This is a genomic window from Streptomyces sp. NPDC005408, assembly GCF_040606445.1.
Classification (GTDB): domain Bacteria; phylum Actinomycetota; class Actinomycetes; order Streptomycetales; family Streptomycetaceae; genus Streptomyces.
Map to the genome: position 1 here is coordinate 1 of NZ_JBEXEX010000054.1, position 24,163 is coordinate 24,163.

The window sequence follows — 24,163 nt, forward strand, 5'->3', positions numbered from 1 at the left end:
ACGTAGTCGTAACGCCTGATCATCTCTTCACGTAACGACTGGAGGAAGATCCCGCCGCCCAGCCGCTCGTAGAAGTGGTGCCAGTTGAAGCTGGTCCGTGTCAGTCCCGCGCGCGGGACCTGGCGCGGGCCAGAATCATCGCCCCACCCCCCAGCCCCAGCAGAATCGCCGCGCCCCCGGCGACGTACGACGTGGCCGAACCGCCCCCCGTCTCCGCGAGGTTCTCCTTCGACGGGCCGGAGCCGGACTGCGCCTTCACCCCGCCGCTCGGCTTCGCGGACGGCTTCGGCTCAACCGGTGCCTTCGGCGACTCGCACGTCGCCTCCGCGAGCGTGACCACCCCCGTCACCTCCGCGACGTTCAGCTTGAGCGGGTTCACCGAGACCTTGAGCCGAAGTGCCGTCGCCGCGGCCGTACGCGACGTCGTGTGCGTCTTCGACAGATCGAGCCTGACCTCGCCGACCCCCGGCACCTCGACCCGCGTGGTGCCACCGGTGGAGAGCGTGGTCTTCTTGCCGAGCACCGTCACGTGGCCGAGCAGATTCGACGAGGCGACCGGCTGCCTGCCCGCCTCGCAGACGGCCTTGGACGTGACCTGCTCGACCTCGATGAGCGAGAGCAGCGGAAGGCCGGGGACATGAACGCGGGCGCGCGCGAGGTTGGTGTACCCCTCGGCCCGGTGCCGGTCGGCCGTCGCCTTGGCGGTGGCCACGTCCGCGCGCAGCAGCTGGAGGGGCCTGCCCTGGTCGACCCCGTCCAACTGCACGGTCAGCGCGGTCTTTTCGGCGCTCGCGGGCGCCTGGACCTCGTTGAGTGCGGCTTTGAGCGGGACGCTGACGGTCTTGTTGAGCAGGGAGACATCGAGCCCGGCACGGAGGACGACGGCGCTCGCCCGGCCCTCGCCGCCGCCCCCGGTGGCATGCGCCGGGGCGGCGAGGGCCACGGGTGCTGCGACCAGCGCGGCGGCGGCCGTCGCTGCGGCACAGCGGCGTGCGGGCATGCGGAGGGTGTTGCTGTTCAAGGTGGTGGAACCCCCACAAGAGACACGGCGTCGGCCGCCCCCACGGGGACTCGTGGTGCGGCGGCGACTTGAGACACCGGAATCTTTACGCACTGAGAGTGAACTGACAGACACCTGGCGTGAGTTCATCCCAAAGTGGGGTTTCCGTGCCCATATTCGATTCTTGAGGTACGTCCGTTCCCCTGAGCCCCGCGCGTCACGGCGAAGGGGTCGTGCGCCGGTCGACTTCGCGTGATCGCACGTAAAAGGGATCAACGAACGACGCCCGCCCCGCGTCACGCTCGGTCAACACGGCGATCAGCACGGGGACAGCGTCCGTCAGCCGATCACCCTGCCGTTGAGGACCACCCGGCGCGGCCCCGCCAGCGCCCTGACGTCCGCCCGCGGATCCTCGTCGTACACCACCAGATCCGCCGGTGCGCCCTCCTCGAGGACCGGGCGGCCCAGCCACTGACGCGCACCCCAGGCCGTCGCCGACAGCGCCTCGACCGGCGGGATGCCCGCCTTCACCAGCTCGGCCACCTCCGCCGCCACCAGACCGTGGGCCAGTGAGCCGCCTGCGTCCGTGCCGACGAAGACCGGGATGCCCGCGTCGTAGGCCGCGCGCACGGTGTCGTATCGGCTCTCGTGCAGCCTCCGCATATGGGCGGACCACTTCGGGAACTTGGACTCGGCGCCCGCCGCGAGGTCCGGGAACGTGGCGATGTTGACGAGGGTCGGCACGATGGCGACGCCACGCTCGGCGAACAGCGGGATGGTGTCCTCGGTGAGCCCTGTGGCGTGCTCGATGCAGTCGATGCCCGCCTCGACGAGATCCCGCAGCGAGTCCTCGGCAAAGCAGTGCGCGGTCACCCGGGCGCCCAGCCGGTGCGCCTCCGCGATCGCCGCCTCGACCACGTCCCGCGGCCAGCAGGCGGTCAGGTCCCCGGCGTCCCGGTCGATCCAGTCGCCGACGAGCTTGACCCAGCCGTCGCCGCGCCTGGCCTCCTGGGCGACATAGGCGACCAGGTCCTCCGGCTCGATCTCATGGGCGAAGTTGCGGATGTAGCGGCGGGTGCGCGCGATATGACGGCCCGCTCGGATGATCTTCGGCAGGTCCTCGCGGTCGTCGATCCAGCGGGTGTCGGCCGCGGATCCCGCGTCGCGGATGAGCAGCGTGCCCGCGTCCCGGTCGGTGAGCGCCTGCTTCTCGCTGGTGGCGTCGTCCACCGCGCCATGGTGGTCGAGCCCGACATGGCAGTGCGCGTCGACCAGTCCGGGCAGCACCCAGCCGCTCACGGTGACGGCCTCGGCACGCGGCCTGTCGTACGAGATCCGGCCGTCGACCACCCACAGCTCGTCCCTCACCTCCTCGGGCCCGACGAGCACCCGCCCCTTCACATGCAGCACCACGTGATCGCTCATACGAGCACTGTACGAGGCGTCTGGCCCCGCCCCGAGAACGGCAGTGAACAGTATTTCTCCGGACAGCAAAGTCGGCGTTAATCAAGAATTCAGGAATCTGCTTTATTTCGGGCAGCTTCCCGTATTCGTCTGCCCCCGTTCCGCGATCCTAAACGCCAAGGTTTCGACAGGACCGAAGGCCGTAATTCGGACCGATCTCGCGACGGTTACAGATATGTGACCGACCCCACAAGCGCGCCCGGTTCACCCCTTATTTGCAGGACAAAACACCTGAAATCGCTACCCGTCGGCCACGGCGTCCGCGCACGCGCGATAACACAGTCAGCCGCTTCACCCAACCCCTTCCCTCAATGCATTTTCTGAATTAGCTCGGTAAATTCCCTCGGCATGACCGCCGCACAAGAAGACCTTGTACGAGCCAACCCCCAAAGCGAATTCACGGAGATCGACACCCCACGAGTGGAGGACGGAGCCGCGATCTGGCGCATCGCCCGCGACTCCGAGGTCCTGGACCTCAACTCCTCGTACAGCTACCTGCTGTGGTGTCGGGACTTCGCGGCCACCTCCGTGGTGGCGCGCGGCGCCGACGGCGAGCCCATCGCCTTCGTCACCGGCTATGTACGCCCCGACTGCCCCGAGGCCCTTGTCGTCTGGCAGGTCGCCGTCGACCACGCGCACCGCGGCCGGGGACTGGCCGGTGTGCTGCTCGACGCGCTGACCGCCAGAGTGACCGGCGAGCGCGGGGTGCGGGAGTTCGAGACGACCATCACCCCCGACAACACCGCGTCCGACCGGCTGTTCACCTCGTACGCGAAGCGCCACGGCGCGCAGCTGTCGCGCGAAGTCCTCTTCGACGGCGGGCTGTTCCCCGAGGGATCGCACCAGCCGGAAGTCCTGTACCGCATCGGCCCCTTCTCCGCCTGACCCCCCACATCTGGAGACTGCTGTGACCATCACCCCGCCCGCCCTGAGCGTCTTCGAGACACTGGAGTCGGAGGTGCGCAGCTACTGCCGCGGCTGGCCCGCAGTGTTCGACCGTGCGCAGGGCAGCTACCTCCACGACGAGGACGGCCACACCTACCTCGACTTCTTCGCCGGCGCCGGATCACTCAACTACGGGCACAACAACCCGGTGCTGAAACGCGCGCTGATCGACTACATCGAGCGCGACGGCATCACCCACGGCCTGGACATGGCCACCACGGCCAAGCGCGCCTTCCTGGAGTCGTTCCAGAACGTGGTTCTGCGGCCGCGCGACCTGCCGTACAAGGTCATGTTCCCCGGCCCGACCGGCACCAACGCGGTCGAGTCGGCGCTCAAGCTGGCCCGCAAGGTGAAGGGGCGCGAGTCCGTCGTCTCCTTCACCAACGCCTTCCACGGCATGTCGCTCGGCTCACTCGCCGTCACCGGCAACGCCTTCAAGCGGGCCGGTGCCGGCATCCCGCTGGTGCACGGCACGCCCATGCCGTTCGACAACTACTTCGACGGCCAGGTCCCGGACTTCCTCTGGTTCGAGCGTCTGCTGGAGGACCAGGGCTCCGGGCTCAACAAGCCCGCCGCCGTCATCGTCGAGACCGTGCAGGGCGAGGGCGGCATCAATGTCGCCCGCCCCGAGTGGCTGCGCGCGCTCCAGGACCTGTGCCACCGCCAGGACATGCTGCTGATCGTCGACGACATCCAGATGGGCTGCGGCCGTACCGGCGGCTTCTTCTCCTTCGAGGAGGCGGGCATCACGCCGGACATCGTCACCCTGTCGAAGTCCATCAGCGGCTATGGACTGCCCATGTCCCTCTGCCTGTTCAAGCCGGAGCTGGACATCTGGGAGCCGGGCGAGCACAACGGCACCTTCCGCGGCAACAACCCGGCCTTCGTCACCGCCGCCGCAGCGCTGGAGACCTACTGGGCCGACGGCCAGATGGAGAAGCAGACCCTCGAGCGCGGCCAGCAGGTCGAGCAGGCGCTGCTGGCCATCGTGGGCGAGTGCGCGGAGCCCGGCGTGAGCTTCCGCGGCCGCGGCCTGGTGTGGGGCCTGGAGTTCGAGGACAAGTCGCGCGCCTCGGCCGTGTGCGCCCGCGCCTTCGAGCTGGGGCTGCTGCTCGAGACCTCGGGCCCGGAGAGCGAAGTGGTCAAACTGCTGCCCGCGCTCACGGTCTCGCCCGAAGAGCTCGACGAGGGCCTGCGCATCCTGGCCCGCAGCATCCGCGAGACGGCTTAACCACAGAACAGAAAGGCAGCAACTCACCGTGATCGTCCGATCGTTCAAGGACATCGAGAACACCGAGCGCCATGTGAAGGCCGCGTCCGGCACCTGGGAGAGCAAGCGCATCGTGCTCGCCAAGGAGAGGGTCGGCTTCTCGCTCCACGAGACCACGCTGTACGCGGGTACGGAGACGTCGATGTGGTACGCGAACCACATCGAGGCCGTGCTCTGCGTGCAGGGCGAGGCCGAGCTCACCAACGACGAGACCGGCGAGACCCACTGGATCGAGCCCGGCACGATGTATCTGCTGGACGGCCATGAGCGTCACACCATGCGTCCCAAGACCGACTTCCGCTGTGTCTGCGTCTTCAACCCGCCCGTCACCGGACGGGAGGACCACGACGAGAACGGCGTCTACCCCCTGCTGACCGAGTCCGAGGAGGGCTGAGAGATGACCACCGCCGCTGTACGCGCCGACCTGTACCCGACCCGTGGCGTGGGCGAGGTGACGACCCCGCGCCAGGACCCGGTCGTCTGGTCCTCGCCCGGCGCGCCGGGGCCGATCGTCCCGTCCGCGCTGATGGGCTTCGAGCGCGACGGCTTCCTCACCGTCGACGAGCTCATCACGCAGGACGAGGTCGCGCTCTACCGCTCCGAGTTGGACCGGCTGATCGCCGACCCCGCCGTACGGGCCGACGAGCGCTCGATCATCGAGCCGAAGTCCCAGGACGTCCGCTCGGTCTTCGAGGTCCACAAGCTCAGCGAGGTGTTCGCCTCGCTGGTGCGCGACGAGCGGGTGGTGGGCCGGGCCCGGCAGATCCTCGGTTCCGATGTGTATGTCCACCAGTCCCGGATCAATGTGAAGCCGGGCTTCGGCGCCTCGGGCTTCTACTGGCACTCGGACTTCGAGACCTGGCACGCCGAGGACGGACTGCCGAACATGCGGACCGTCTCGGTCTCGATCGCGCTGACCGAGAACCGCGACACCAACGGCGGCCTGATGATCATGCCTGGATCGCACAAGACGTTCCTGGGCTGCTCGGGTGAGACGCCGAAGGACAACTACAAGAAGTCGCTGCAGATGCAGGACGCCGGCACCCCGTCGGACGGGGCGCTGACCCGGTTCGCAGACCGGCACGGCATCCGGCTCTTCACCGGCAGGGCCGGGTCCGCGACCTGGTTCGACTGCAACTGCATGCACGGCTCCGGGGACAACATCACCCCGTATCCGCGCAGCAATGTCTTCATCGTCTTCAACAGCGTGGAGAACGCTGCGGTGAAGCCCTTCGCGGCGCCTGTGCCGCGGCCGGACTTCATCGGGGCGCGGGACTTCACGCCGGTGCGCTGAGGGCGCGAAAGGGGGCGGGGCCGGTCCGGTGGACCGGCCCCGCCCCCTTTCCGTGTGCGCTCAGTTCGCGCTCAGCGTGGGGTAGTCGATGTAGCCCTTGTCGTCACCGCCGAAGAAGGATGCCGTGTCCGGGGTGTTGTACGGGCCTTCGGCCTTGAGCCTGACCGGCAGGTCCGGGTTGGCCAGGAACAGCGCGCCGAAAGCGAGGATGTCCGCGATCCCGTCCTCGATCAGGCCGAGCGCCGCGTGGTCGGTCGGGCCCTCGGTAACCGGGTTGAGGATCAGGGTGCCGCTGAACCGCTTGCGCAGCTCGAGCGTGACCTCCCGGTACCCCGGGGCCATCTCGACGATGTGCAGATAGCCGATGCCCAGGGGCTCGATCTCGTTGATCAGCGCGGGGTAGACCGCTTCGGTGTCGGTTTCGGCGATGTCGTTGTAGGCGTTGCCGGGAGAGACGCGCAGTCCGGTCCGCTCGGGGCCGATCGCCTCGGCCACAGCCTTGGTCACCTCGACGGCGAAGCGGATGCGGTTCTCGACGGAGCCGCCCCACTCGTCGGTGCGCAGGTTGGTGTTGGGGGCGAGGAACTGGTGGATGAGGTAGCCGTTGGCGCCGTGCAGTTCGACGCCGTCGAAGCCGGCGGCGACGGCGTTGCGGGCCGCCTCGACGAACTCGGCGATGATGCCCGGGATTTCGTCGGCGCCCAGCTCGCGCGGGGCGATGAAGTCCTTGGGTCCCTCGTGCGTGTAGAGCTGCCCCGCGGGGGCGACGGCCGAGGGGGCCACGCTGACCAGTTCCTGGTCCGGCCAGAGCACCGGGTGGCCGATGCGTCCGGCGTGCATGATCTGGGCGAAGATCTTGCCGCCCTTGGCGTGCACGGCGTCGGTGACCTTGCGCCAGGCGGCGACCTGGTCCTCACTGTGCAGGCCCGGAGTGTTCGGGTATCCCTGGCCGAGGACGGAGGGCTGAATGCCCTCGGTGACGATCAGTCCGGCCGAGGCGCGCTGGCTGTAGTACTCGACGGTGGACTCGGTCACGGTGAGGCCGTCGCCGTAGGCGCGGCTGCGGGTCATCGGCGCCATGGCGATGCGGTTCGCGAGCTGTGTGCCGGACAGTTCGATGGGGTCGAACGCGGTGGTCATGGGTGCTCCCAGAGAGTTATATGGTCGGCCAAGCATTTGCGCCGAGTGCCACTGTAGACCATTAATTGGCCGACCAAGGTAAAATTCTTGGAGACACTGTCCACGAGACAGTCGCACCCCTGCCGAGGAGGCCCCGATGACGCCCGAGACCGCGGCCGATCCCGTCTGTACCGAGTCGCTGCCGACCGCCGCGCTCGGCGGACCCGTCAGCCTCGCCTTCTCCCGCGTCGCCCGGCTGCACCGCATGGCGGCGGGCAAGCTGCTGCGCGGAGCCGGGCTCTACCCGGGGCAGGAGCTCGTGATGATGCATCTGTGGGACGCGGGCGCGGTGCGCCAGTCGGAGCTGATCAAGGCCGTCGACCTGGACCCGTCCACCGTGACGAAGATGCTCCAGCGGCTGGAACAGGCAGGACACGTCCGCCGCCGCCCCGACCCCGGCGACCGGCGCGCGGTGCTCGTCGAGGCGACGGAGGAGAGCTGCGCCCTGCACTCCGCGGTGGAGGCGGCCTGGGCGAATCTGGAGGAGTACACGCTCGCCGGGCTCGACCCCGACGAGCGTCGTGAACTGACCCGGCTGCTCGGGAAGGTCGAGGAGAACCTCTGCTTCCAGACCGCGGAGTGCCCGGGCCGGTCTCAGCCGGACAGCACGTCGAGCACCCGGTCCACCTCGGCGGCCGTGTTGTAGAGATGGAAGGCGGCGCGGAGATTGCCCGCCCGCTCCGAGACGACCACTCCCGCATCGGCAAGACCTGGAACCCGGTGGCCGAGCCCCGGCACGGCGACGATGGCCGAGTCGCCGGGCACCGGCCGGTGCCCGAGTTCCGTCAGTCCTGCCCTGAACCGCCGGGCCAGCGCCGTGTCATGCGCGTGCACGGCGTCGATGCCGGTCTCTTCGAGGAGCGCGAGCGACTCCTTGGCCCCGTGGTACGAGAGGAAGGCGGGCGGTTCGTCGAACCGGCGGGCCGAGCGTGCCAGTTCCTCGATCGGCCCGTAGGTGGTGCCCCACAGATCCTCGGCGGCGAAGGTCCCGGCGTGGATCGGCACCAGGGTTGCCTGGGCCTCCTCGGTCATCGTGAGGAACGAGACACCGCGCGGGCAGAGCAGATACTTGAAGCCGCCGGTGACGGTGAGGTCCCAGGCGGCAGCGTCCAGCGGCAGCCAGCCCGCCGACTGACTGGCGTCGACGAGCGTCCGGGCGCCGTGCGCGAGGGCCGCGGCCCGGACGGCAGACAGGTCCGCGATCCGGCCGTCCGAGGACTGCACCGAGGAGAACGCCACCAGTGAGGTCTGCGGACCCACCGCGTCGGCCAGATGCTCCAGCGGGGCGTACCGGAGCTTGAGATCGCCGCGCACGAGGAAGGGCGTGATGACCGAGGCGTACTCCCCCTCCGGGAAGAGGACTTCCGCACCGGGGTGCAGCGAGGACGCGATCAGTCCGACGTGCACGGAGACCGAACCGCCGACGGCCACCCGCCCCTCGTCCACACCGCTCAGCCGGGCGAAGGACTGGCGGGCGGCGGTCACCGCGGACCACTCGCCTGCCCCTCCGGGACGCCCGGCGGCGAGCTCGTCGGCCAGCAACCTCACGGCCGCGACGGTCCGGCGCGGCAGCAGCCCGCAGCTGGAGGTGTTCAGATAGGTCATCTCCGGCGCGAATTCGGCGCCACCCAGGCTCTCCATGAGATCACCCTGCGGTGCCTTCAACCGCAGGTCAATCGCGAATCGTTGAGGGACACCGCTCAGTAACGCCTAAGCATGGGCCCCGGCCTGCGGAACCTCGCAGGAACCGTCCGCGTCGCAGGCCGCCGAGTCCGTGCCGATCGGGGTGATGGCCCGGCCCTGCCACGCCTGCTCCAGCGCCTGGGTGAAGACCTCGGCGGGCTGGCCGCCCGAGACCCCGTAGCGGCGGTCGAGCACGAAGAACGGCACGCCGGTCGCTCCCAGCTCGGCGGCCTCGCGCTCATCCGCCCGTACGTCGTCGGCGTAGGCGTCCTCGTCCGCCAGGACCGCCCGGGCCTCGTCCGCGTCCAGACCCGCCTCGACCGCGAGGTCCACCAGGATCTCGGGGTCGAAGACGGAACGCTCCTCGGCGAAGTTCGCCCGGTAGGCGAGGTCCAGCAGCTCGTCCTGGCGGCCGCGGGCCTTGGCCAGGTGCAGCAGCCGGTGGATGTCGAAGGTATTGCCGTGGTCACGGCCCTCGGTGCGGTAGTCGAGCCCCTCGGAGCGCGCGTTGGAGGCGACGTGCTCCTCCATCGCCTGGGCTTCCTCGATGGTGCGCCCGTACTTCTTCGCCAGCATGGGGACCACCGGGCCCGTCTCGCCCTTCGCGCGGCTCGGGTCGAGCTCGAAGGAGCGGTGCACGAGCTCGATCTCGTCGCGATGGGCGAAGGCCGCGAGCCCCTTCTCGAAGCGGGCCTTCCCGATGTAGCACCAGGGACAGGCGATATCGCTCCAGATCTCGACGCGCATGCTCATTCTCTCCAGGGTCGTGCGGGGGCAGGGCTGTGCGGAGGCATCCTCCGCTGCGAGGTCAACGCGCTGCGGGACCGGCTCATTCCCGCGGTGGCGGAGCGCCCGGAGGTCAGGTCAGTGCTGTCCTGTCGGCGCTCACCGCGGCGGCGACGGCCCGGCTTCGGCTCAGCCGATGAGGAGCCCGCTGGTGCGCCCTGTGATCCTCAGCTGATGCACGGGTGATCCTCAGCTGCCGTCGCGCAGCCCTTCGGGCCAGCCCGCCCGGAACTCGATCCCGTCGAACGTCACCACACAGCCCTCGCCCACCGGGGACTGCGCCAGAAAGCCGACGAGCGCGGCCCCGGCCTGCTCCTCGGTTCCCAGGGCGAAGATCCGTACGAACGTCCACCGCTCGCCGTCCGTCGACGCGTGGAAGGCGAACGCCTTGCCGGTGCGGCTGATCCGCAGCCATGCGCTGTCGCCGTCCACCTCGAAGGAGTTGGCGTCGTCGGAGTGGCCGCGGGTGACGACCGTGCAGATGGTGGGCTTGTCCGGGGAGAGCTCCAGGCAGAGCTTGGCCCACTCCTGTTCGCCGACGTGCAGATAGAGCACGCCTGCGTCGAAGGCCGCGGCGAAGCCGACGGTGACCCGCGCGATGAGCTGGAAGTCGCCCTCCGGCGCACCGAGCAGGCGCGGAGTGTCGGAGGCGGGTTCCAGCGAATCGCCCGTGGGCGGGACGAAACGGTCCTGCCGGGCGCCGGCCCAGCCGGTCAGCGCGCCCTTCTCGTACGACCAGTTGGCATCGGGGCCGTACGGGCGCAACGGGAAGGGGAGTTCGGGCAGTTCGATCTGGTCGCTCACAGCGCTCAGCTTCCCGGAGTCTCCTGGCGGCCGTCCACCCGACGCGGCAGACCGAGCGGGTTGTCGTCGCGCAGCTCGGGCGGCAGCAGTGCCTCGGGCGTCGTCTGGTACGTGACCGGGCGCAGCCAGCGCTCGATCGCCGTGGCACCGACCGAGGTGGAGGTGGAGGTGGTGGCCGGGTAGGGGCCGCCGTGGTGCTGGGCGGGGGCCACCGCGACGCCGGTGGGCCAGCCGCCGACCAGGACGCGGCCCGCGAGCGGGGTGAGTTCGGCGAGCAGCTCGGCTCCCCGGCCCTCGCCCGCGGCCTCACCCTCGGAGAGGTGGAGGGTGGCGGTGAGATTGCCGGGCAGGCGGCCGAGGACCGCGGTGACCTCGGCTTCGGACGCGTAGCGCGCGACGACGGTGACCGGGCCGAAGCACTCTTCGAGCAGCAGGTCGTGCGGGCCTTCGGCGGCCAGCAGCCTGGCCGGTACGGACAGGAAGCCCGCGCTGACGGTGTGCTCGCCGCCCGCGCCGGGCGTGATGGGGGCCTCCACGTCCGGCAGTGCGGCCCTCTCCCGTACGCCGTCGACGAAGGCCGAGCGCATCCGGTGGTCGAGCATCACGCCGGGCTCGGTCTCGCTGACGGCGGCCGTCAGGGACTTCAGCAGCCGGTCGCCCGCGTCACCCGCGGGGGCCAGGACGAAGCCGGGCTTGGTGCAGAACTGGCCCTCCCCCAGGGTCATCGAGCCCGCGAGCCCGGCGCCGAGCTGTTCGGCGTGCTCCCCGGCCGCCGCCTCGGTGACCACGACGGGGTTGAGGGATCCGAGTTCGCCGTGGAAGGGGATGGGCGCGGGCCGTGCGGCCGCGGCGTCGAAGAGGGCACGCCCGCCGCGTACGGATCCGGTGAAGCCGGCGGCCGCGACCAGCGGGTGCCGTACCAGCTCGACGCCCGCCTCGAAGCCGTGCACCAGGACCACGATGTCCTCGGGCAGGCCGACGCGATGGGCGGCCCTGCGCAGGACGGACGCACACAGTTCGGAGGTGCCGGGGTGGTCGGGGTGCGCCTTGACGACGACCGGGCAGCCGGCCGCGAGAGCGCTGGCGGTGTCGCCGCCGGGCACGGAGAAGGCGAGCGGGAAGTTGCTGGCGGCGTAGACGGCGACGACGCCCAGGGGGATCTTGTAGCGGCGCAGGTCCGGCCAGGGCGGCGTACGGCTGCCGTCGGCGTGGTCGATGTGGATGTCGAGATAGGCGCCCTCGTCGACGGCGTCGGCGAAGGCGCGCAACTGGGCGGTGGTGCGGGCGAGTTCACCGGTGAGGCGGGTGGGGCCGAGTGCGGTCTCGGCGTCGGCGGCCTCGATGACGTGCTCGCTCGCCTCGTCGAGCAGGTCGGCGGCGGTGCGCAGCAGGAGCGCGCGTACACTCCGGTCGGCGAGCGCGGGGCGGGCGGCGTGTGCGGAACGGACCGCGCGGTCGATCTCCTCGGCCGTCGACTCCACCGCAACCTGCTCACGCGGGTTCCCGGTTCGGGGGTCGACACTCCAGACTGGTGCTGCTGCCACCGCGGCTTCCTTCCCGGTCTACTGCCACCCATCAGGGGTTTTGTTCGGTATTCTGAACAGCGTTCCTGATGATGAATGTGTGGGGACTCTATTTCCGGGCGTTCTGCGCGGTCAAGAAGGGGCGACGAGCAATGACAACTGCCGATTCCGGTGGGGCACAGGTCAAGTCCGCGGTGCGGACGGTGGAATTGCTCGAGTACTTCGCCGGGCGCCCCGGCATGCACTCCCTCGCCGCCGTCCAGGAGGCCGTCGGCTACCCGAAGTCCAGCCTCTACATGCTGCTGCGCACCCTGGTGGAGCTCGGCTGGGTGGAGACCGACGCGACCGGCACGCGGTACGGCATCGGCGTACGGGCGCTGCTTGTCGGCACCTCCTACATCGACGGCGACGAGGTCGTGGCAGCCGCCCGCCCCACCCTTGACCGGCTCTCCGACGACACCACGGAGACCATCCACCTCGCTCGGCTCGACGGCACCAATGTCGTCTATCTCGCCACCCGCCAGTCGCAGCACTATCTGCGCCCCTTCACCCGCGTCGGCCGCCGACTGCCCGCCCACTCCACCTCGCTGGGCAAGGCGCTGCTCGCCACCCACAGCGACGAGCAGGTGCGCAAGCTGCTGCCCGAGACCATGGCCTCGCTGACCGAGCACACCATCACGGACCGCGAGAAGCTCATCGAGGAGCTGCATCTGATCCGCGAGCAGGGCTATGCGGTGGACCGCGAGGAGAACACCCTCGGGCTGCGCTGCTTCGGAATCGCGATCCCGTACCGCACCCCGGCGCGCGACGCGATCAGCTGCTCGGTGCCAGTGGCCCGGCTCACCCCCGGCCACGAGCAGATGATCAAGGACGCGCTCTTCGACGCCCGCGACCGGCTCACGCTCGCCACCCGGAGACTCTGAATGACACTGCTCATCGCCCTGCGCGAGGTCGTCGACAGCGATGTGCCGGAATTCTTCCGGCACATGAACGACCCCGAGTCGAACCGGATGGCCGCTTTCACCAGTGAGAACGCGGCCGACCGGGCCCTCTTCGACGCCCACTGGGCGAGGATCCGCGCCTCGGACGCCGTCACACGGACCGTGCTCGCCGACGGTGTGGTGGTCGGCCACGCCGCGGTGTACGGGCCGCCCGAGGAGCGTGAGGTCACGTACTTCATCGACCGCGCGTACTGGGGCCGCGGGGTGGCCACCGCCGCTCTGCGCGCGCTGATCGAACTCGTACCGCAGCGTCCGCTGCACGCCCGCGCCGCAGCCGACAACGCGGGCTCGATCCGGGTCCTTCAGAAGTGCGGATTCACCGTCACCGGCAGGGACCGGGGCTACGCGCACGCCCGCGGCGGCGAGACCGACGAGGTGCTCCTCACCCTCGCGGGCTGACGCCCCTCCGCCGCACGGCGGAGAAGGATCGTCGCAGCGCAGGAGGTGCCCGGCTCGCGGAGCCGGGAGCGTAAGCGGCATGAGCCCGCACAGTGTTCCCCGGTCCCGGCCGTTCCCGAAGGCGGGGGCAGGCCCCCGCACCCCCGAGCGCCGGCTTCGCGGCGCACCCGAGCGGCACGGCCCCGCACACCGGGTGCTGCGGGCGCTCGCCATCGCCTCCTGCGTTCCGTATCTCTCGCTCAAGATCGCCTGGATCGCGGGCAGCAGGATCGGCATTCCCGACGGCAGCGGGCTCCTCGAGCACCGCGGTCTGATGGCCGCGGCCAACAGCGTCACCGTCCTGATGGACGGCTCCGTCATCGTGCTGGCGCTGCTGCTCACCCAGGCATGGGGCCGCCGCGTCCCCGCCTGGCTGCTGGCCACGCCCATCTGGATCGCGGGCGGTCTGCTCGCCCCGATCATGGTCGGCTTCCCGGTCCAGCTGCTGACGCACGCTTTCACCGGAGACCGGTTCCCAGGGGCCGGGGACGAGCCGTTCCTGGACGAGTGGGTCTTCGGGGTCGTCTACACGGGCTTCATCGTCCAGGGCCTGGCCCTTGGAACCCTCTTCGTGTTGTACGCAAGGCAGCGCTGGGGCCATGTGTGGCGGGGCCGGGTCTGGGACCTGCCCAGGGCCGCCACCGGGCGGACGCTGAAGGTGACCGCCGTGGCCGCCGCCGTGCTCGGGCTCTTCCCCGCCACGATGCGCCTGCTGTGGGCCTGCGGTGCGACGACCGGTCTCGCCGCGACGCGGATCGAGCAGCGAACGGCCGACTTCTACGTGGTCGAAGGGATCAGCGCCCTGTTCGTGGCCGTCGCCGTGGCCGGAGTGCTGCTGCTCGCCTTCCGCCCGGCCCCGGCACTGCCGCTGAAGGCTCCGCTGGCCATGGCCTGGCTGGGCTCGGGCGCGGTGGGCTGCTGGGGCATCTGGCTGCTGATCGCCGCGGTACTGCCGACGGGTGAAGAAGGCGAGAGGGCATCGGGGTTGATGACTCTGACCTACTCTGTGGGCATGATCGCCGGTCTGCTCGTCGTCACCGGGACCGCCTCGTTCCTGCGGCGGCGCGGCGCGTGAAGAGAGAGCTCGCGGCGTCCGGCCGGGCGCTGTTCGGGATGCGGGCCAGGCTTCGCTGGCTCCATCTGATCCTGGGCGGCGCCCTGTTGATGCCGTACTGGCTCGTCGGCACGGTGATCGTCGCCCCGGTCGTCGGGGCGCAGGGCATGTTCACCAACTCCGTCGCCCTGCAGTTCGGCGCATACGGCATAGCGCTGCCGATAGCCGCGGTGAGCGCGCTCTTCCCGCTCGCCAGACCACTGTCGGTGGCCGTGGCCAAGGCGCTGTGCGGGGTGCCCGCCGAGCGCTTCGCGGAGGGGCCGGCGCGCTCGCGGGCCGCGCGGCTGCGGACCTCGGGCTGGTTCACGCTGCATGTGGGGATCGGCGCGCTGATCAGCGGGGCCACGCTGGCGCTGCCGCCGTTCGCGGTGACGCTGATCCTGCTGCCGCTCTCCGCCGGGCTCCGGGACTGGGTCATGGTCCCCGACTACCTCGACCGCCCCTGGGCACTGGCCCTCTCCCCGTTCGCCGGGATCGCCATGCTGACCGCGCTCGCCGCCTGCGCGGCGGCGGCCGGAGCGCTGCTGGCCCGCCAGGCCCCGGTACTGCTCGGACCCACGCCCGCGGACCGGCTGGAGGCCGCCGAACGCCGGGCCACCGAACTGGCCGAGCGCAACCGTCTCGCCCGCGAGCTGCACGACTCGGTGGGCCACGCCCTGAGCGCCGTCACCCTGCAGGCGGGCGCTGCCCGCAAGGTCCTGGACAGCGATCCGGAGTTCGTACGGGAAGCACTCGCCGCGATCGAGGAGACCACCCGGCGTACGGTCGGCGAACTCGACTCCGTACTGGGCCTGTTGCGCCAGGACGACGACAACAACGCCGCCCGGCTCACCGGGCCGACCCTGGACACCCTGGACGGTCTGCTCGCCCGCAGCGGCGTCCCGGTGTCGCTCACCGCCGACGGCGACCTGGCCGCCGTCCCCGCACCCGTCTCGCGCGAGGCATACCGCATCGTCCAGGAGGGGCTGAGCAACGCCCTGCGCCACGCCGGGGCGTCCCCGGTGAACCTGTGGATCGCCCTGTGCGGCGAGGAGTTGGAGATCACGATGGAGAATCCGCTGCCCGACAGGGCCCGGGTGGTCCGTCCGGGAGGCGGCCGCGGAGTGCGCGGCATCGCCGAGCGGGCCGCGCTGCTGGGCGGACGGGCGCAGGCGGGAGCGCAGGGCGCGGTGTGGCGGCTGTCGGCGCGGCTGCCCCTGGGCGGTGGCCGGTGAGCGCGATCCGGGTCGTCCTCGCGGACGACGAGCGCATGGTCCGCACGGCCCTGCGCGTCATCCTCGACGCCGAGCACGATCTTGAGGTGATCGGCGAGGCGTCGACCGGCGCGGAGGCGGTGTCGGTGGTGCGTGAGCTGCGCCCCGACGTGGTCCTGATGGATGTGCGGATGCCGGAGATCGACGGCATCCGGGCCACCGAGCAGATCCTTGGCACGCTCGACGGGCCGCCGCGGATCGTGGTGGTGACGACCTTCGAGAACGACTCCTATGTGTACGAGGCGCTGCGCGCCGGAGCCGCGGGCTTCTTGCTCAAGCGCGCCGCGGCCGAGGAGCTCGTCCAGGCGGTCCGTCTTGTGGCCCGCAGCGACTCGCTGCTCTTCCCGGCCGCCGTGCGCTCGCTGGCCGCCGAGTACGGCAGCCGCCGGCCCGCTGCTCCCCCGCCGTGGGCGGCCCGGCTGACCGAGCGCGAGGCAGAGGTGCTGCGGCTGATGGCGACGGGGCTGACGAACGCGGAGATCGCCGGGCGGATGGGCGTCGGGCACGCGACGACCAAGACCCATGTGGCCTCGGTCCTGGCGAAGACCGGCGCCAGGGACCGTACGCAGGCGGTGATCGCGGCGTACGAGTCGGGGTTCATCTCGCCGGGCTGAGGCCCGACGGCGGGCACGGAGCGCGGATGAGGATTCTCTGAGAAGCCCGGCGGACCGGAACGGCACGGCCCGCTCGCTCGTCCCTCTCATGGGATGAACAAGACGATCAGGAACGCCGCGGTCTTCTCGCTGCTGCTGGTGCTCGCCCTGCTGATACGGGCGACCTGGGTGCAGGCGTACGAAGCCCGGGCTCTCGCGGACGACGAACACAACCGGCGGAAGACCATCGCGCAGTACGCGCATCCGCTGGGCGACATAATCGTGGCCGGGTCACCGGTCACGGGCTCGAAGAAGACGGAGGGCGGCGACCTCGCCTACAAACGCACCTACACCGACGGCTCGCTCTACGCCGCGGTCACCGGCTACAGCTCGCAGGCGTACGGCGCGACCCAGCTCGAGGGCATCTACAGCCATGTCCTCGACGGCACCGACAGCCGTCTGAAGAATCCGGTCGACGCGCTCACCGGCAAGCAGCAGGAGCCCGGTGACGTGCTCACCACCGTCGACCCGGCCGTCCAGAAGGCGGGCTACGAGGCGCTCGGCGACACCAAGGGCGCGGCCGTCGCCATCGACCCGAAGACCGGGGAGATCCTGGGGATGGTCAGCACTCCCGCGTACGACCCGTCGAAGATCAGCGGGACGACGGACGGCGACGCGTGGAAGAAGCTGCTGGCCGACAAGGACAAGCCTCTGGTCAACCGGGCGCTGCGACAGCCGCTGCCGCCCGGCTCGACCTTCAAGCTGGTGGTCGCGGCGGCGGCACTGGAGGACGGGCTGTACGCGTCTGTGGACACCAGGACGGACAGCCCCGATCCGTACACCCCGCCCGGCACGTCCCGGGTCCTGGAGAACGAGAACAAGTCCGCACCCTGCGAGAACGCGACCCTGCGCACCGCGCTGCAGTACTCCTGCAACAACGTCTTCGGGAAGCTGGCGGTCGACCTCGGCCAGGACAAGGTCCGGGCGATGGCGGAGAAGTTCGGCTTCAACGACACGAAGCAGGACTCCCCGGTGCGGGCCCTGCCGAGTGTGTATCCGACCGGGATGGACAAGCCCTCGACCGCCTACAGCGGCATCGGCCAGTTCGATGTGACCGCGACCCCGATGCAGATGGCCATGGTCTCGGCGGCGATCGCCGACGACGGCGTCATGCAGGCGCCGCACATGGTCTCCAAGGTCGTGGACGCGGACGGCAACACGCTTCAGTCGTACGAGGACGCCGGATCGAAGCGGATCGTCTCCTCGTCGACCGCCGAGCAGCTGCGCAGCGCGATGGTGACGGTGGTGGAGGAGGGCACCGGGACCAATGCCAAGGTCGACGGCGCGGAGGTGGGCGGCAAGACCGGTACCGCCCAGCACGGCGAGAACAACAGCAAGACGCCGTACGCCTGGTTCACCTCCCACGCCAAGGACTCCAGCAGCGGCAAGGAGGTCGCGGTCGCCGTCATGATCGAGGACTCGGGCGCTGCCCGCTCCGAGGTCAGCGGCAACGGTCTTGCCGCGCCCATCGCCCAGAAGATGATGGCCGCGGCTCTGAAGTCGTGACGCCCGAAGCGCTGGCTCCGGATGGCTACTTGGCGCCGAGGAGCTGCTCGACCGGGTCGATCGCGAAGTAGACCGCGAACAGCGCGGCCGTGCCCCAGAGCAGCCAGTGCACGGCACGGGCCTTGCCCAGCACGGCCTTGATGACGACATAGGCGATGAAGCCGGCGCCGATGCCGTTGGTGATGGAGTACGTGAACGGCATGACCGCGATCGTCAGGAAGGCCGGGATGGCGATCTCGTACTGCTCCCAGTCAATGTGGCGCACCTGCGCCATCAGCAGAAAGCCGACGGCGACGAGCGCGGGCGCCGCGGCCTGGGCGGGCACGACCGTGGCGAGCGGTGTGAAGAAGAGGGCGAGGGCGAAGAGGGCGCCGGTGACCAGGGAGGCGAATCCGGTGCGCGCGCCCTCGCCGACGCCGGCGGCCGATTCGATGTACGAGGTGTTGGAGGAGGCGGATGCCGCGCCTCCGGCCACGGCGGCGACGCCGTCGATCAGCAGCACCCGGCCGAGGTTCGGGACCTTACCGTTCTCGTCCAGCAGCCCGGCCTCGTTGGTGATGCCGACGACCGTGCCCATCGTGTCGAAGAAGTCGCTGAGGATCAGCGTGAAGACCAGCAGGACGAGCGTGACGACGCCGATCTGGTCGAAGGCTCCGAAGAGGCTGAAGTTGCCGATGAGTCCGAAGTCGGGCGCGGACACGATGTCGTCGGGCACGGACGGCACGGTCAGGCCCCAGGCGGCCGGCTTGATGTCGGCGATCTCGTTGATGACGATCGCGACGACGGTCATCGCGACGATGGATATGAGAATCGCGCCCTTCACCTTGCGGGCCATGAGCGCGACGGTGAGCAGCACGCCGAGACAGAAGACCAGGACGGGCCAGCCGGAGAGATGACCGCTCGCGCCGAGCTGGACGGGAACGGAGCCGTTGTCGCCGGGTATGCGGGTCGCGAAGCCCGCGTCGATGAAGCCGATGAAGGCGATGAACAGCCCGATGCCGACGCTGATGGCCTGCTTGAGCGAGGACGGAATGGCGTGCATGACGGCCTCGCGCAGCCCGGTGACGACCAGGAGGCAGATGAGGATGCCTTCGAGGACGACCAGGCCCATCGCGTCGGGCCAGCTCATCATCGGCGCGAGCTGGAAGGCGACGACGGCGTTGAGGCCGAGCCCGGCGGCGATGGCGAGCGGGAGATTGCCGCCCAGCCCCATGATCGCGGTCATCACGGCGGCCACCAGGGCGGTCGCGGTGACCAGTTGGGGACCGGAGAGATGGGCGCCGAACTTGTCCTCCGCGTTGCCCAGGATGATCGGATTGAGCACGAGAATGTAGGCCATCGTGAAGAACGTGGCAAAGCCGCCACGGATCTCGCGTGCGAAGGTCGAGCCTCTCGCGCTGATGTGGAAGTACCGGTCGACCTGTGCAGACATGGCTCTCCTCGTGGACGGCAATCCGGCTGGCGGGTAGCTGGATTGTTCCCACGGGAAGAGCGTTTCAGGTTATGCCGGTGTTACTTCCGCACCGGCTCCACCTGCTTCTCATCCGGTTACTTCACATCGGCCCAGCGCTTGATCGTCTCGACCGCCTGCGCCTGTTCGCCGGCCGGGAGCTTGGCGAGCTGCGCCGCGTGGTTCGAGCCGGGCACCACATAGCGGTACGAGTCATGACGGCTCGGGCTGAACTTCTCTGCGCTCCACGGGTCGTTCTCGCCGTAGATGAACATCATCCGCTCGCCGCGGGTCTGCACCCAGCGGTCGACACCCGCGATGGCCGCGTTGTCGTAGGAGCCGCGCATGGCGGCGGGCAGCACCGAGTTCGGCTGGTAGATGTCCGGGTAGCGGCGCACGTCCCGCAGGTGCTTGAACTTCAGATCCGCCCAGCCCAGCTGGGTCGCGGCCTGCCGGTAGTAGGGCCCCGAGCCGTTGGTGCCCAGTGACTCGTCCTGGTAGACGCTGAAGCCGTGCTTCTTCGACCAGTCGTAGAGCTCGTCGTCGCCGGCAGTCTTGGCGTCCGGGACGGTCGGGCAGTTGTCGATCGTGCCGCTCTGCCAGAAGTTCCACACCTGGTCGAGCACCGCGAACTCATAGGCGCGGCCGGTCGTCCCGAGTGTTTCCTCGAAGGTGTCGCCATTCGTCTTGGCGTCCGCCTCGAACTTCGGCAGCAGCGCGTCGCGGCGCACCAGCATCTCGCGCTGTGCGGCATTGAGCGCGGCCCGGCATTCGGGCGTCCCGACCGTCGTGAAGAACCGCTCGTAGCCGCTGTCGTCCCGGTTGTTGGCGTCATTGGGAGCGACGAAGGCGACGACGGCGTCCAGATCGCCGGGGTAGAAGCGCTCGTGGTACGTCGCGGTCATGCCGCCCTTGCTGACGCCCGTGCCCAGCCATCTGCCGCGCTCGATGCCGCGCAGCGCCTGCGTGAGGCGGTGCTCGTCGCTCGCCTCCTGCCAGACGGTCAGCTTCGACCAGTCGTCACCGGCGGCGCCCGCGGGCCGGGACTGGCCGAAGTAGCGGTGCTCGATGGAGACCTGGTTGGCGTCGATCACCTTGGTGAGCTGAGTGGTCGAGGTGGCCAGGGTGTAGCCGCCGGTGTAGAAGACCGTGGGCTTGTCGGCCGCCTTGTGCCAGAGCGTGAGCCGCTGGGTGAAGCTGCCCTCCCAGGGGCGGCTGTGGTCGACGGGCTGCGCGAACGTCAGCGTGTAGTACGGGAATCCTTCCTTCTCGCCGACCGAGACGACCGTCATGCCCGGGATGCGCTCGAGCTGTTCGCGGATGTCGGCGGCTGCCGGGGCTGCGTGCGCCGCGCTCGCGGCACCGGCCCCGGCGAACTGCGCCGTGACCGCCATCAGACCGGCACCGAGCAGCGCGGCGAACCTCGTGTTGCGCACGTTGAGTCCCCTCGTACGGAAGTTGACGGATGGGCGTCGGGGCATCGTATGCCGCCGTGTCGTCCCCCGGACGGCTCAACCTGCGTACGGATCAGGGTTGTTGCCCTGCGCGGCGAGGAACGCGAAGTCGCAGCCGGTGTCCGCCTGGGTGATCTGCTCGCTGTAGAGGGCGCCGTAACCCCGCTCGTACCGCTCGGGCGGCGGCGTCCAGGCGGCCCTGCGCCGCGCCAGCTCCTCGTCCGGTATCTCAAGCCGCAGCGTGCGCGCGGCGACGTCCAGGGTGATCAGGTCGCCGTTCTCGACCAGCGCAAGCGGCCCGCCGATGTGCGACTCGGGCGCGATGTGCAGCACACAGGTGCCGTAGCTGGTGCCGCTCATCCGGGCGTCCGAGATCCGCACCATGTCCCGTACGCCCTGCTTGAGCAGATGGTCGGGCAGTGGCAGCATCCCGTACTCGGGCATGCCGGGGCCGCCCTTGGGGCCCGCGCCCTGGAGCACCAGCACATGGTCGGCGGTGATGCCGAGCTCCGGGTCGTTGATGGTCCGCTGCATGGTCCGGTAGTCGGGGAAGACCACAGCGGGACCGGTGTGTTCGAGGAGCCGGGGATCGGCGGCGATGTGCTTGATGACCGCGCCGTCCGGGCAGAGGTTGCCGCGCAGCACCGCCACTCCGCCCTCGTCGGCGAGGGGGTTGTCGCGCGGGCGGATCACATCGGGATTGTGGACCTGGGCGCCCGCCAGCTGCTCGCGCAGGGTCGGGTGCGCGACGGTGGGCCGGTCCAGATGCAGTACGTCCGTCAACTGTCCGAGAAACGCCGGGAGTCCGCCCGCGAAGTGGAAGTCCTCCATCAGGTACCGGCCGCCGGGCCGGAGGTTGGCCAGCACCGGCACCGTACGGGCGATGCGGTCGAAGTCGTCGAGCGTGAGCCGCACTCCCGAGCGTCCCGCCATGGCGATCAGATGGATCACGGCGTTCGTCGAGCCGCCGAGGGCGAGGACGGTGGCCACCGCGTCCTCGTACGCCTCCCGGGTGAGGATCTTCGACAGCTTCAGGTCCCGGCGCACCAGCTCGACGATCCGGCGGCCGGACGCGGCGGCCATCCGCTCGTGCCCGGAGTCGACGGCCGGGATCGAGGACGCGCCGGGGACGGTGACGCCGAGCGCCTCGGCCGCGGCGGTCAGCGTGGAGGCGGTGCCCATGGTCATACAGGTGCCGGGCGAGCGCGCAAGGCCGTTCTCCAGCTCTGCCAGCTCGGCGTCACCGATGAGACCGGCCCGCTTGTCGTCCCAGTACTTCCACATGTCCGTGCCGGAGCCGAGGACTTCGTTCCGCCAGTGGCCCGGCAGCATCGGCCCCGCCGGGACGAACACGCTGGGCAGATCGGCGCTGGCGGCGCCCATCAGCAGCGCGGGCGTGGACTTGTCGCAACCGCCCATCAGCACCGCGCCGTCCACCGGATACGAGCGCAGCAGTTCTTCCGTCTCCATCGCCAGCATGTTGCGGTAGAGCATCGGGGTCGGCTTCTGGAAGGTCTCGGAGAGCGTGGAGACCGGGAATTCGAGGGGAAAGCCGCCTGCTTGCCAGACGCCGCGCTTGACGGCCTGCGCGCGGTCGCGCAGATGGACATGGCAGGGGTTGATGTCGGACCAGGTGTTGAGGATCGCGACGACCGGCTTGCCGAGGTGTTCCTCGGGCAGATAGCCGAGCTGGCGGGTGCGGGCGCGGTGGCTGAAGGAGCGCAGCCCCTCGGTGCCGTACCACTGGTGGCTGCGCAACTGTTCGGGGCTCAGCTCCTCGGGGTGCGTGTCGGTCATGCGTCCCATCCCGCGACCAGGGCGGCGACCTCGGCGCGCTGTTCCTCGGGCAGGGTGCGGCTGGGCGGGCGCACCTCGCGGCGGCACAGGCCGAGCGAGGCGAGCGCCTCCTTGACGACGGTCACGTTGTTGGCGGACTGGTGGGCCGCGCGCAGTTCCTCGAAGGGCCTGATCCGCTCCCAGACGGCCATGGCGTCCGCGTAGCGGCCCTCGCGCAGCGCGTCGCGCATGGCGAGCGAGACGGACGGGGCGACGTTGACGAGCCCCGAGGTGAAACCGGTGGCGCCTGCGGACCAGTAGGAGGGCGCGTACAGCTCGGCGAGTCCCGCCACCCAGACGAAGCGGTTCAGGCCCGCGTCGCGCGCGAAGGCGGCGAACCTGGCCGCGTCGGGGACCGCGTACTTCACGCCGATGACATTGGGGCACAGGGCGCCGAGTCCGCCCAGTGTCCGGCCCTCGAGGAGGGGGTTGCGGATGTACGGGACGACGCCGAGCCCGGGGACCGCGTCGGCGATCGCCCGGTGGTAGTCGATCCAGCCGTCCTGCGAGACGTACGGGTGCACGGGCTGGTGCACCATCACCAGCTGCGCGCCCGCATCGCGCGCGTGCAGCGCGGCGGCGACGGCCGTGGGCACCTCGTGGCCCACTCCGGCGACGATCGTCGCGGCTCCCGCGGCCTCCTCGGCGGTCAGTTCGACGGCCCGGCGTCGCTCGCCGGGGGTGAGGGCGTAGAACTCCCCGGTGTTGCCGTTCAGGGTGAGGGTGGTGACCCCGGCGTCGATCAGCCGCCGCAGCAGACCGCGTTGGGCCTTCTCGTCGACGGTGCCGTCCGCGGCGAACGGCGTCACCGGGATGGCCACGACATCGGCGAGCGCGGCGCGCAGGGCGGGCAGTGTCTGATCGGTCATGCTTCGTCCTCCTCGGGGAAGGCCCGCCGTACGAAACCGGCGATGTGCTCGTGCAGGGCGCGGGCGGCCCCCTGCGCGTCGCCGCAGGCCGCGAGCCGCAGGATCTCCCGGTGCTCGGCCGCCTCGCGCTCCCAGGAGGGGTCTGCGGCCCAGGCGACGGCCGCGACCAGGGCGGCCTGGTCGCGTACGTCGTCGAGCATCCGGGTCAGCAGCGGATTCCCGCAGGGCAGATAGAGGGCGCGGTGGAACTCCCGGTTGGCCAGGGCCCGTCCGGCCCCGTCGGCGGAGTCGTCGGCCTTCAGCAGCGCGTCCTGGGCGGCTTCCAGGTCCGCCCGGCACTCGACGGTCCGGCGCAGCGCTTCGGGTTCGAGCAGCAGCCGTACGTCGTACACCTCGCGGGCCATGGTGGCGTCGACGGTACGGACGGTGGCGCCCTTGAACTGGCTCATGACGACCAGACCGGTCCCGGCGAGCGTCTTGAGTGCCTCGCGCACAGGGGTCTTGGACACCCCGAACTGCGCGGCCAGTTCGGTCTCGACCAGGGCCTGTCCCGGGTGCAGCCGCCCGGTGAGGATGGCGTGCTTGACCGCGTCCAGGACGTACTGGGTGCGGGAGGGGATGGGGGCCGGAGCGAAGGTCAT

23 protein-coding genes are annotated in these 24,163 nt (G+C 70.2%); 11 read left to right on the plus strand and 12 right to left on the minus strand.

Annotated features, from left to right (window positions below; all coding sequences use genetic code 11):
* Window positions 1-100 precede the first annotated feature (100 nt).
* Both ABZS64_RS32575 and ABZS64_RS32580 read right to left on the minus strand, forming a co-directional pair.
* Window positions 101-1,021: an SCO1860 family LAETG-anchored protein gene (locus ABZS64_RS32575; protein WP_355837497.1), complete on the minus strand. Its 921-nt coding sequence runs from the start codon at window positions 1,019-1,021 to the stop codon at window positions 101-103.
* Between the two features lie 318 nt (window positions 1,022-1,339).
* On the minus strand, window positions 1,340-2,425 hold the full coding sequence (locus ABZS64_RS32580; protein WP_355837499.1) for an amidohydrolase family protein: 1,086 nt from the start codon (window positions 2,423-2,425) through the stop codon (window positions 1,340-1,342).
* 387 nt (window positions 2,426-2,812) lie between these two features.
* Between ABZS64_RS32580 and ectA the strand changes: the two genes are divergently transcribed.
* Genes ectA through thpD form a run of 4 tightly spaced genes read left to right on the plus strand, consistent with a single transcriptional unit; the run spans window position 2,813 to window position 5,973 of the window.
* A complete protein-coding gene (gene ectA / locus ABZS64_RS32585; RefSeq protein ID WP_355837501.1) occupies window positions 2,813-3,349 on the plus strand; it encodes a diaminobutyrate acetyltransferase in 537 nt (178 codons plus the stop codon).
* A gap of 22 nt (window positions 3,350-3,371) precedes the next feature.
* Window positions 3,372-4,640 carry a diaminobutyrate--2-oxoglutarate transaminase gene (ectB, locus tag ABZS64_RS32590; RefSeq protein WP_355837503.1) on the plus strand — a complete coding sequence of 423 codons (1,269 nt, stop codon included), beginning with the start codon at window positions 3,372-3,374 and terminating at the stop codon, window positions 4,638-4,640.
* Window positions 4,641-4,668: 28 nt separating this feature from the next.
* The gene (locus ABZS64_RS32595) at window positions 4,669-5,073 is read left to right on the plus strand and encodes an ectoine synthase (RefSeq protein WP_355837505.1); all 405 of its coding nucleotides are present in this window, start codon (window positions 4,669-4,671) and stop codon (window positions 5,071-5,073) included.
* A gap of 3 nt (window positions 5,074-5,076) precedes the next feature.
* Window positions 5,077-5,973 carry an ectoine hydroxylase gene (gene thpD / locus ABZS64_RS32600; RefSeq protein ID WP_355837507.1) on the plus strand — a complete coding sequence of 299 codons (897 nt, stop codon included), beginning with the start codon at window positions 5,077-5,079 and terminating at the stop codon, window positions 5,971-5,973.
* Between the two features lie 60 nt (window positions 5,974-6,033).
* On the opposite strand, the gene ABZS64_RS32605 is transcribed toward thpD, so the two are convergent.
* Entirely contained in the window at window positions 6,034-7,113 is a 1,080-nt protein-coding gene (locus ABZS64_RS32605) for an alkene reductase (protein WP_355837508.1), read from the minus strand.
* Between the two features lie 136 nt (window positions 7,114-7,249).
* Here ABZS64_RS32605 and ABZS64_RS32610 point away from each other — a divergent pair, with 136 nt between their 5' ends.
* Complete coding sequence (locus ABZS64_RS32610; protein ID WP_355837510.1) at window positions 7,250-7,798, plus strand: MarR family winged helix-turn-helix transcriptional regulator; 549 nt, start codon at window positions 7,250-7,252, stop codon at window positions 7,796-7,798.
* Here ABZS64_RS32610 and ABZS64_RS32615 read toward each other — a convergent pair.
* From ABZS64_RS32615 to ABZS64_RS32630, 4 genes are all read right to left on the minus strand, one after another.
* Entirely contained in the window at window positions 7,747-8,793 is a 1,047-nt protein-coding gene (locus ABZS64_RS32615) for an aminotransferase class V-fold PLP-dependent enzyme (protein ID WP_355837512.1), read from the minus strand. The genes ABZS64_RS32610 and ABZS64_RS32615 overlap by 52 nt on opposite strands.
* 69 nt (window positions 8,794-8,862) lie before the next feature.
* On the minus strand, window positions 8,863-9,582 hold the full coding sequence (locus ABZS64_RS32620; RefSeq protein WP_355837574.1) for a DsbA family oxidoreductase: 720 nt from the start codon (window positions 9,580-9,582) through the stop codon (window positions 8,863-8,865).
* A gap of 228 nt (window positions 9,583-9,810) precedes the next feature.
* Window positions 9,811-10,425, minus strand: coding sequence for a DUF1349 domain-containing protein (locus ABZS64_RS32625; protein WP_355837514.1), 615 nt, complete (start codon window positions 10,423-10,425; stop codon window positions 9,811-9,813).
* A gap of 5 nt (window positions 10,426-10,430) precedes the next feature.
* Window positions 10,431-11,969 carry an aldehyde dehydrogenase (NADP(+)) gene (locus tag ABZS64_RS32630; protein WP_355837516.1) on the minus strand — a complete coding sequence of 513 codons (1,539 nt, stop codon included), beginning with the start codon at window positions 11,967-11,969 and terminating at the stop codon, window positions 10,431-10,433.
* A gap of 131 nt (window positions 11,970-12,100) precedes the next feature.
* Here ABZS64_RS32630 and ABZS64_RS32635 point away from each other — a divergent pair, with 131 nt between their 5' ends.
* The 6 genes from ABZS64_RS32635 (at window position 12,101) to ABZS64_RS32660 (ending at window position 17,913) form a co-directional block, all read left to right on the plus strand.
* Window positions 12,101-12,871: an IclR family transcriptional regulator gene (locus ABZS64_RS32635; protein WP_355837518.1), complete on the plus strand. Its 771-nt coding sequence runs from the start codon at window positions 12,101-12,103 to the stop codon at window positions 12,869-12,871.
* A 6-nt stretch (window positions 12,872-12,877) separates the two neighbouring features.
* Window positions 12,878-13,348 (plus strand): GNAT family N-acetyltransferase, encoded by a 471-nt coding sequence (locus ABZS64_RS32640; protein ID WP_355837576.1) that lies wholly within the window; start codon window positions 12,878-12,880, stop codon window positions 13,346-13,348.
* Window positions 13,349-13,427: 79 nt separating this feature from the next.
* The gene (locus ABZS64_RS32645) at window positions 13,428-14,462 is read left to right on the plus strand and encodes a hypothetical protein (protein ID WP_355837520.1); all 1,035 of its coding nucleotides are present in this window, start codon (window positions 13,428-13,430) and stop codon (window positions 14,460-14,462) included.
* 38 nt (window positions 14,463-14,500) lie between these two features.
* Complete coding sequence (locus tag ABZS64_RS32650) at window positions 14,501-15,715, plus strand: histidine kinase (protein WP_355837578.1); 1,215 nt, start codon at window positions 14,501-14,503, stop codon at window positions 15,713-15,715.
* Window positions 15,716-15,720: 5 nt separating this feature from the next.
* Window positions 15,721-16,368: a response regulator transcription factor gene (locus ABZS64_RS32655; RefSeq protein WP_355837580.1), complete on the plus strand. Its 648-nt coding sequence runs from the start codon at window positions 15,721-15,723 to the stop codon at window positions 16,366-16,368.
* A 93-nt stretch (window positions 16,369-16,461) separates the two neighbouring features.
* The gene (locus ABZS64_RS32660) at window positions 16,462-17,913 is read left to right on the plus strand and encodes a penicillin-binding protein 2 (RefSeq protein ID WP_355837522.1); all 1,452 of its coding nucleotides are present in this window, start codon (window positions 16,462-16,464) and stop codon (window positions 17,911-17,913) included.
* Between the two features lie 25 nt (window positions 17,914-17,938).
* Here ABZS64_RS32660 and ABZS64_RS32665 read toward each other — a convergent pair whose 3' ends face one another.
* The 5 genes from ABZS64_RS32665 to ABZS64_RS32685 form a co-directional block, all read right to left on the minus strand.
* Entirely contained in the window at window positions 17,939-19,345 is a 1,407-nt protein-coding gene (locus ABZS64_RS32665; RefSeq protein WP_355837524.1) for an NCS2 family permease, read from the minus strand.
* 116 nt (window positions 19,346-19,461) lie between these two features.
* The gene (locus tag ABZS64_RS32670; RefSeq protein WP_355837526.1) at window positions 19,462-20,799 is read right to left on the minus strand and encodes a S28 family serine protease; all 1,338 of its coding nucleotides are present in this window, start codon (window positions 20,797-20,799) and stop codon (window positions 19,462-19,464) included.
* A 75-nt stretch (window positions 20,800-20,874) separates the two neighbouring features.
* Window positions 20,875-22,614 (minus strand): L-arabinonate dehydratase, encoded by a 1,740-nt coding sequence (araD, locus tag ABZS64_RS32675; protein WP_355837527.1) that lies wholly within the window; start codon window positions 22,612-22,614, stop codon window positions 20,875-20,877.
* A complete protein-coding gene (locus ABZS64_RS32680) occupies window positions 22,611-23,522 on the minus strand; it encodes a dihydrodipicolinate synthase family protein (protein WP_355837529.1) in 912 nt (303 codons plus the stop codon). The genes araD and ABZS64_RS32680 overlap by 4 nt, the downstream gene beginning before the upstream one ends.
* Window positions 23,519-24,163: a GntR family transcriptional regulator gene (locus ABZS64_RS32685; protein ID WP_355837531.1), complete on the minus strand. Its 645-nt coding sequence runs from the start codon at window positions 24,161-24,163 to the stop codon at window positions 23,519-23,521. Before ABZS64_RS32685 ends, ABZS64_RS32680 begins: the two co-directional genes overlap by 4 nt.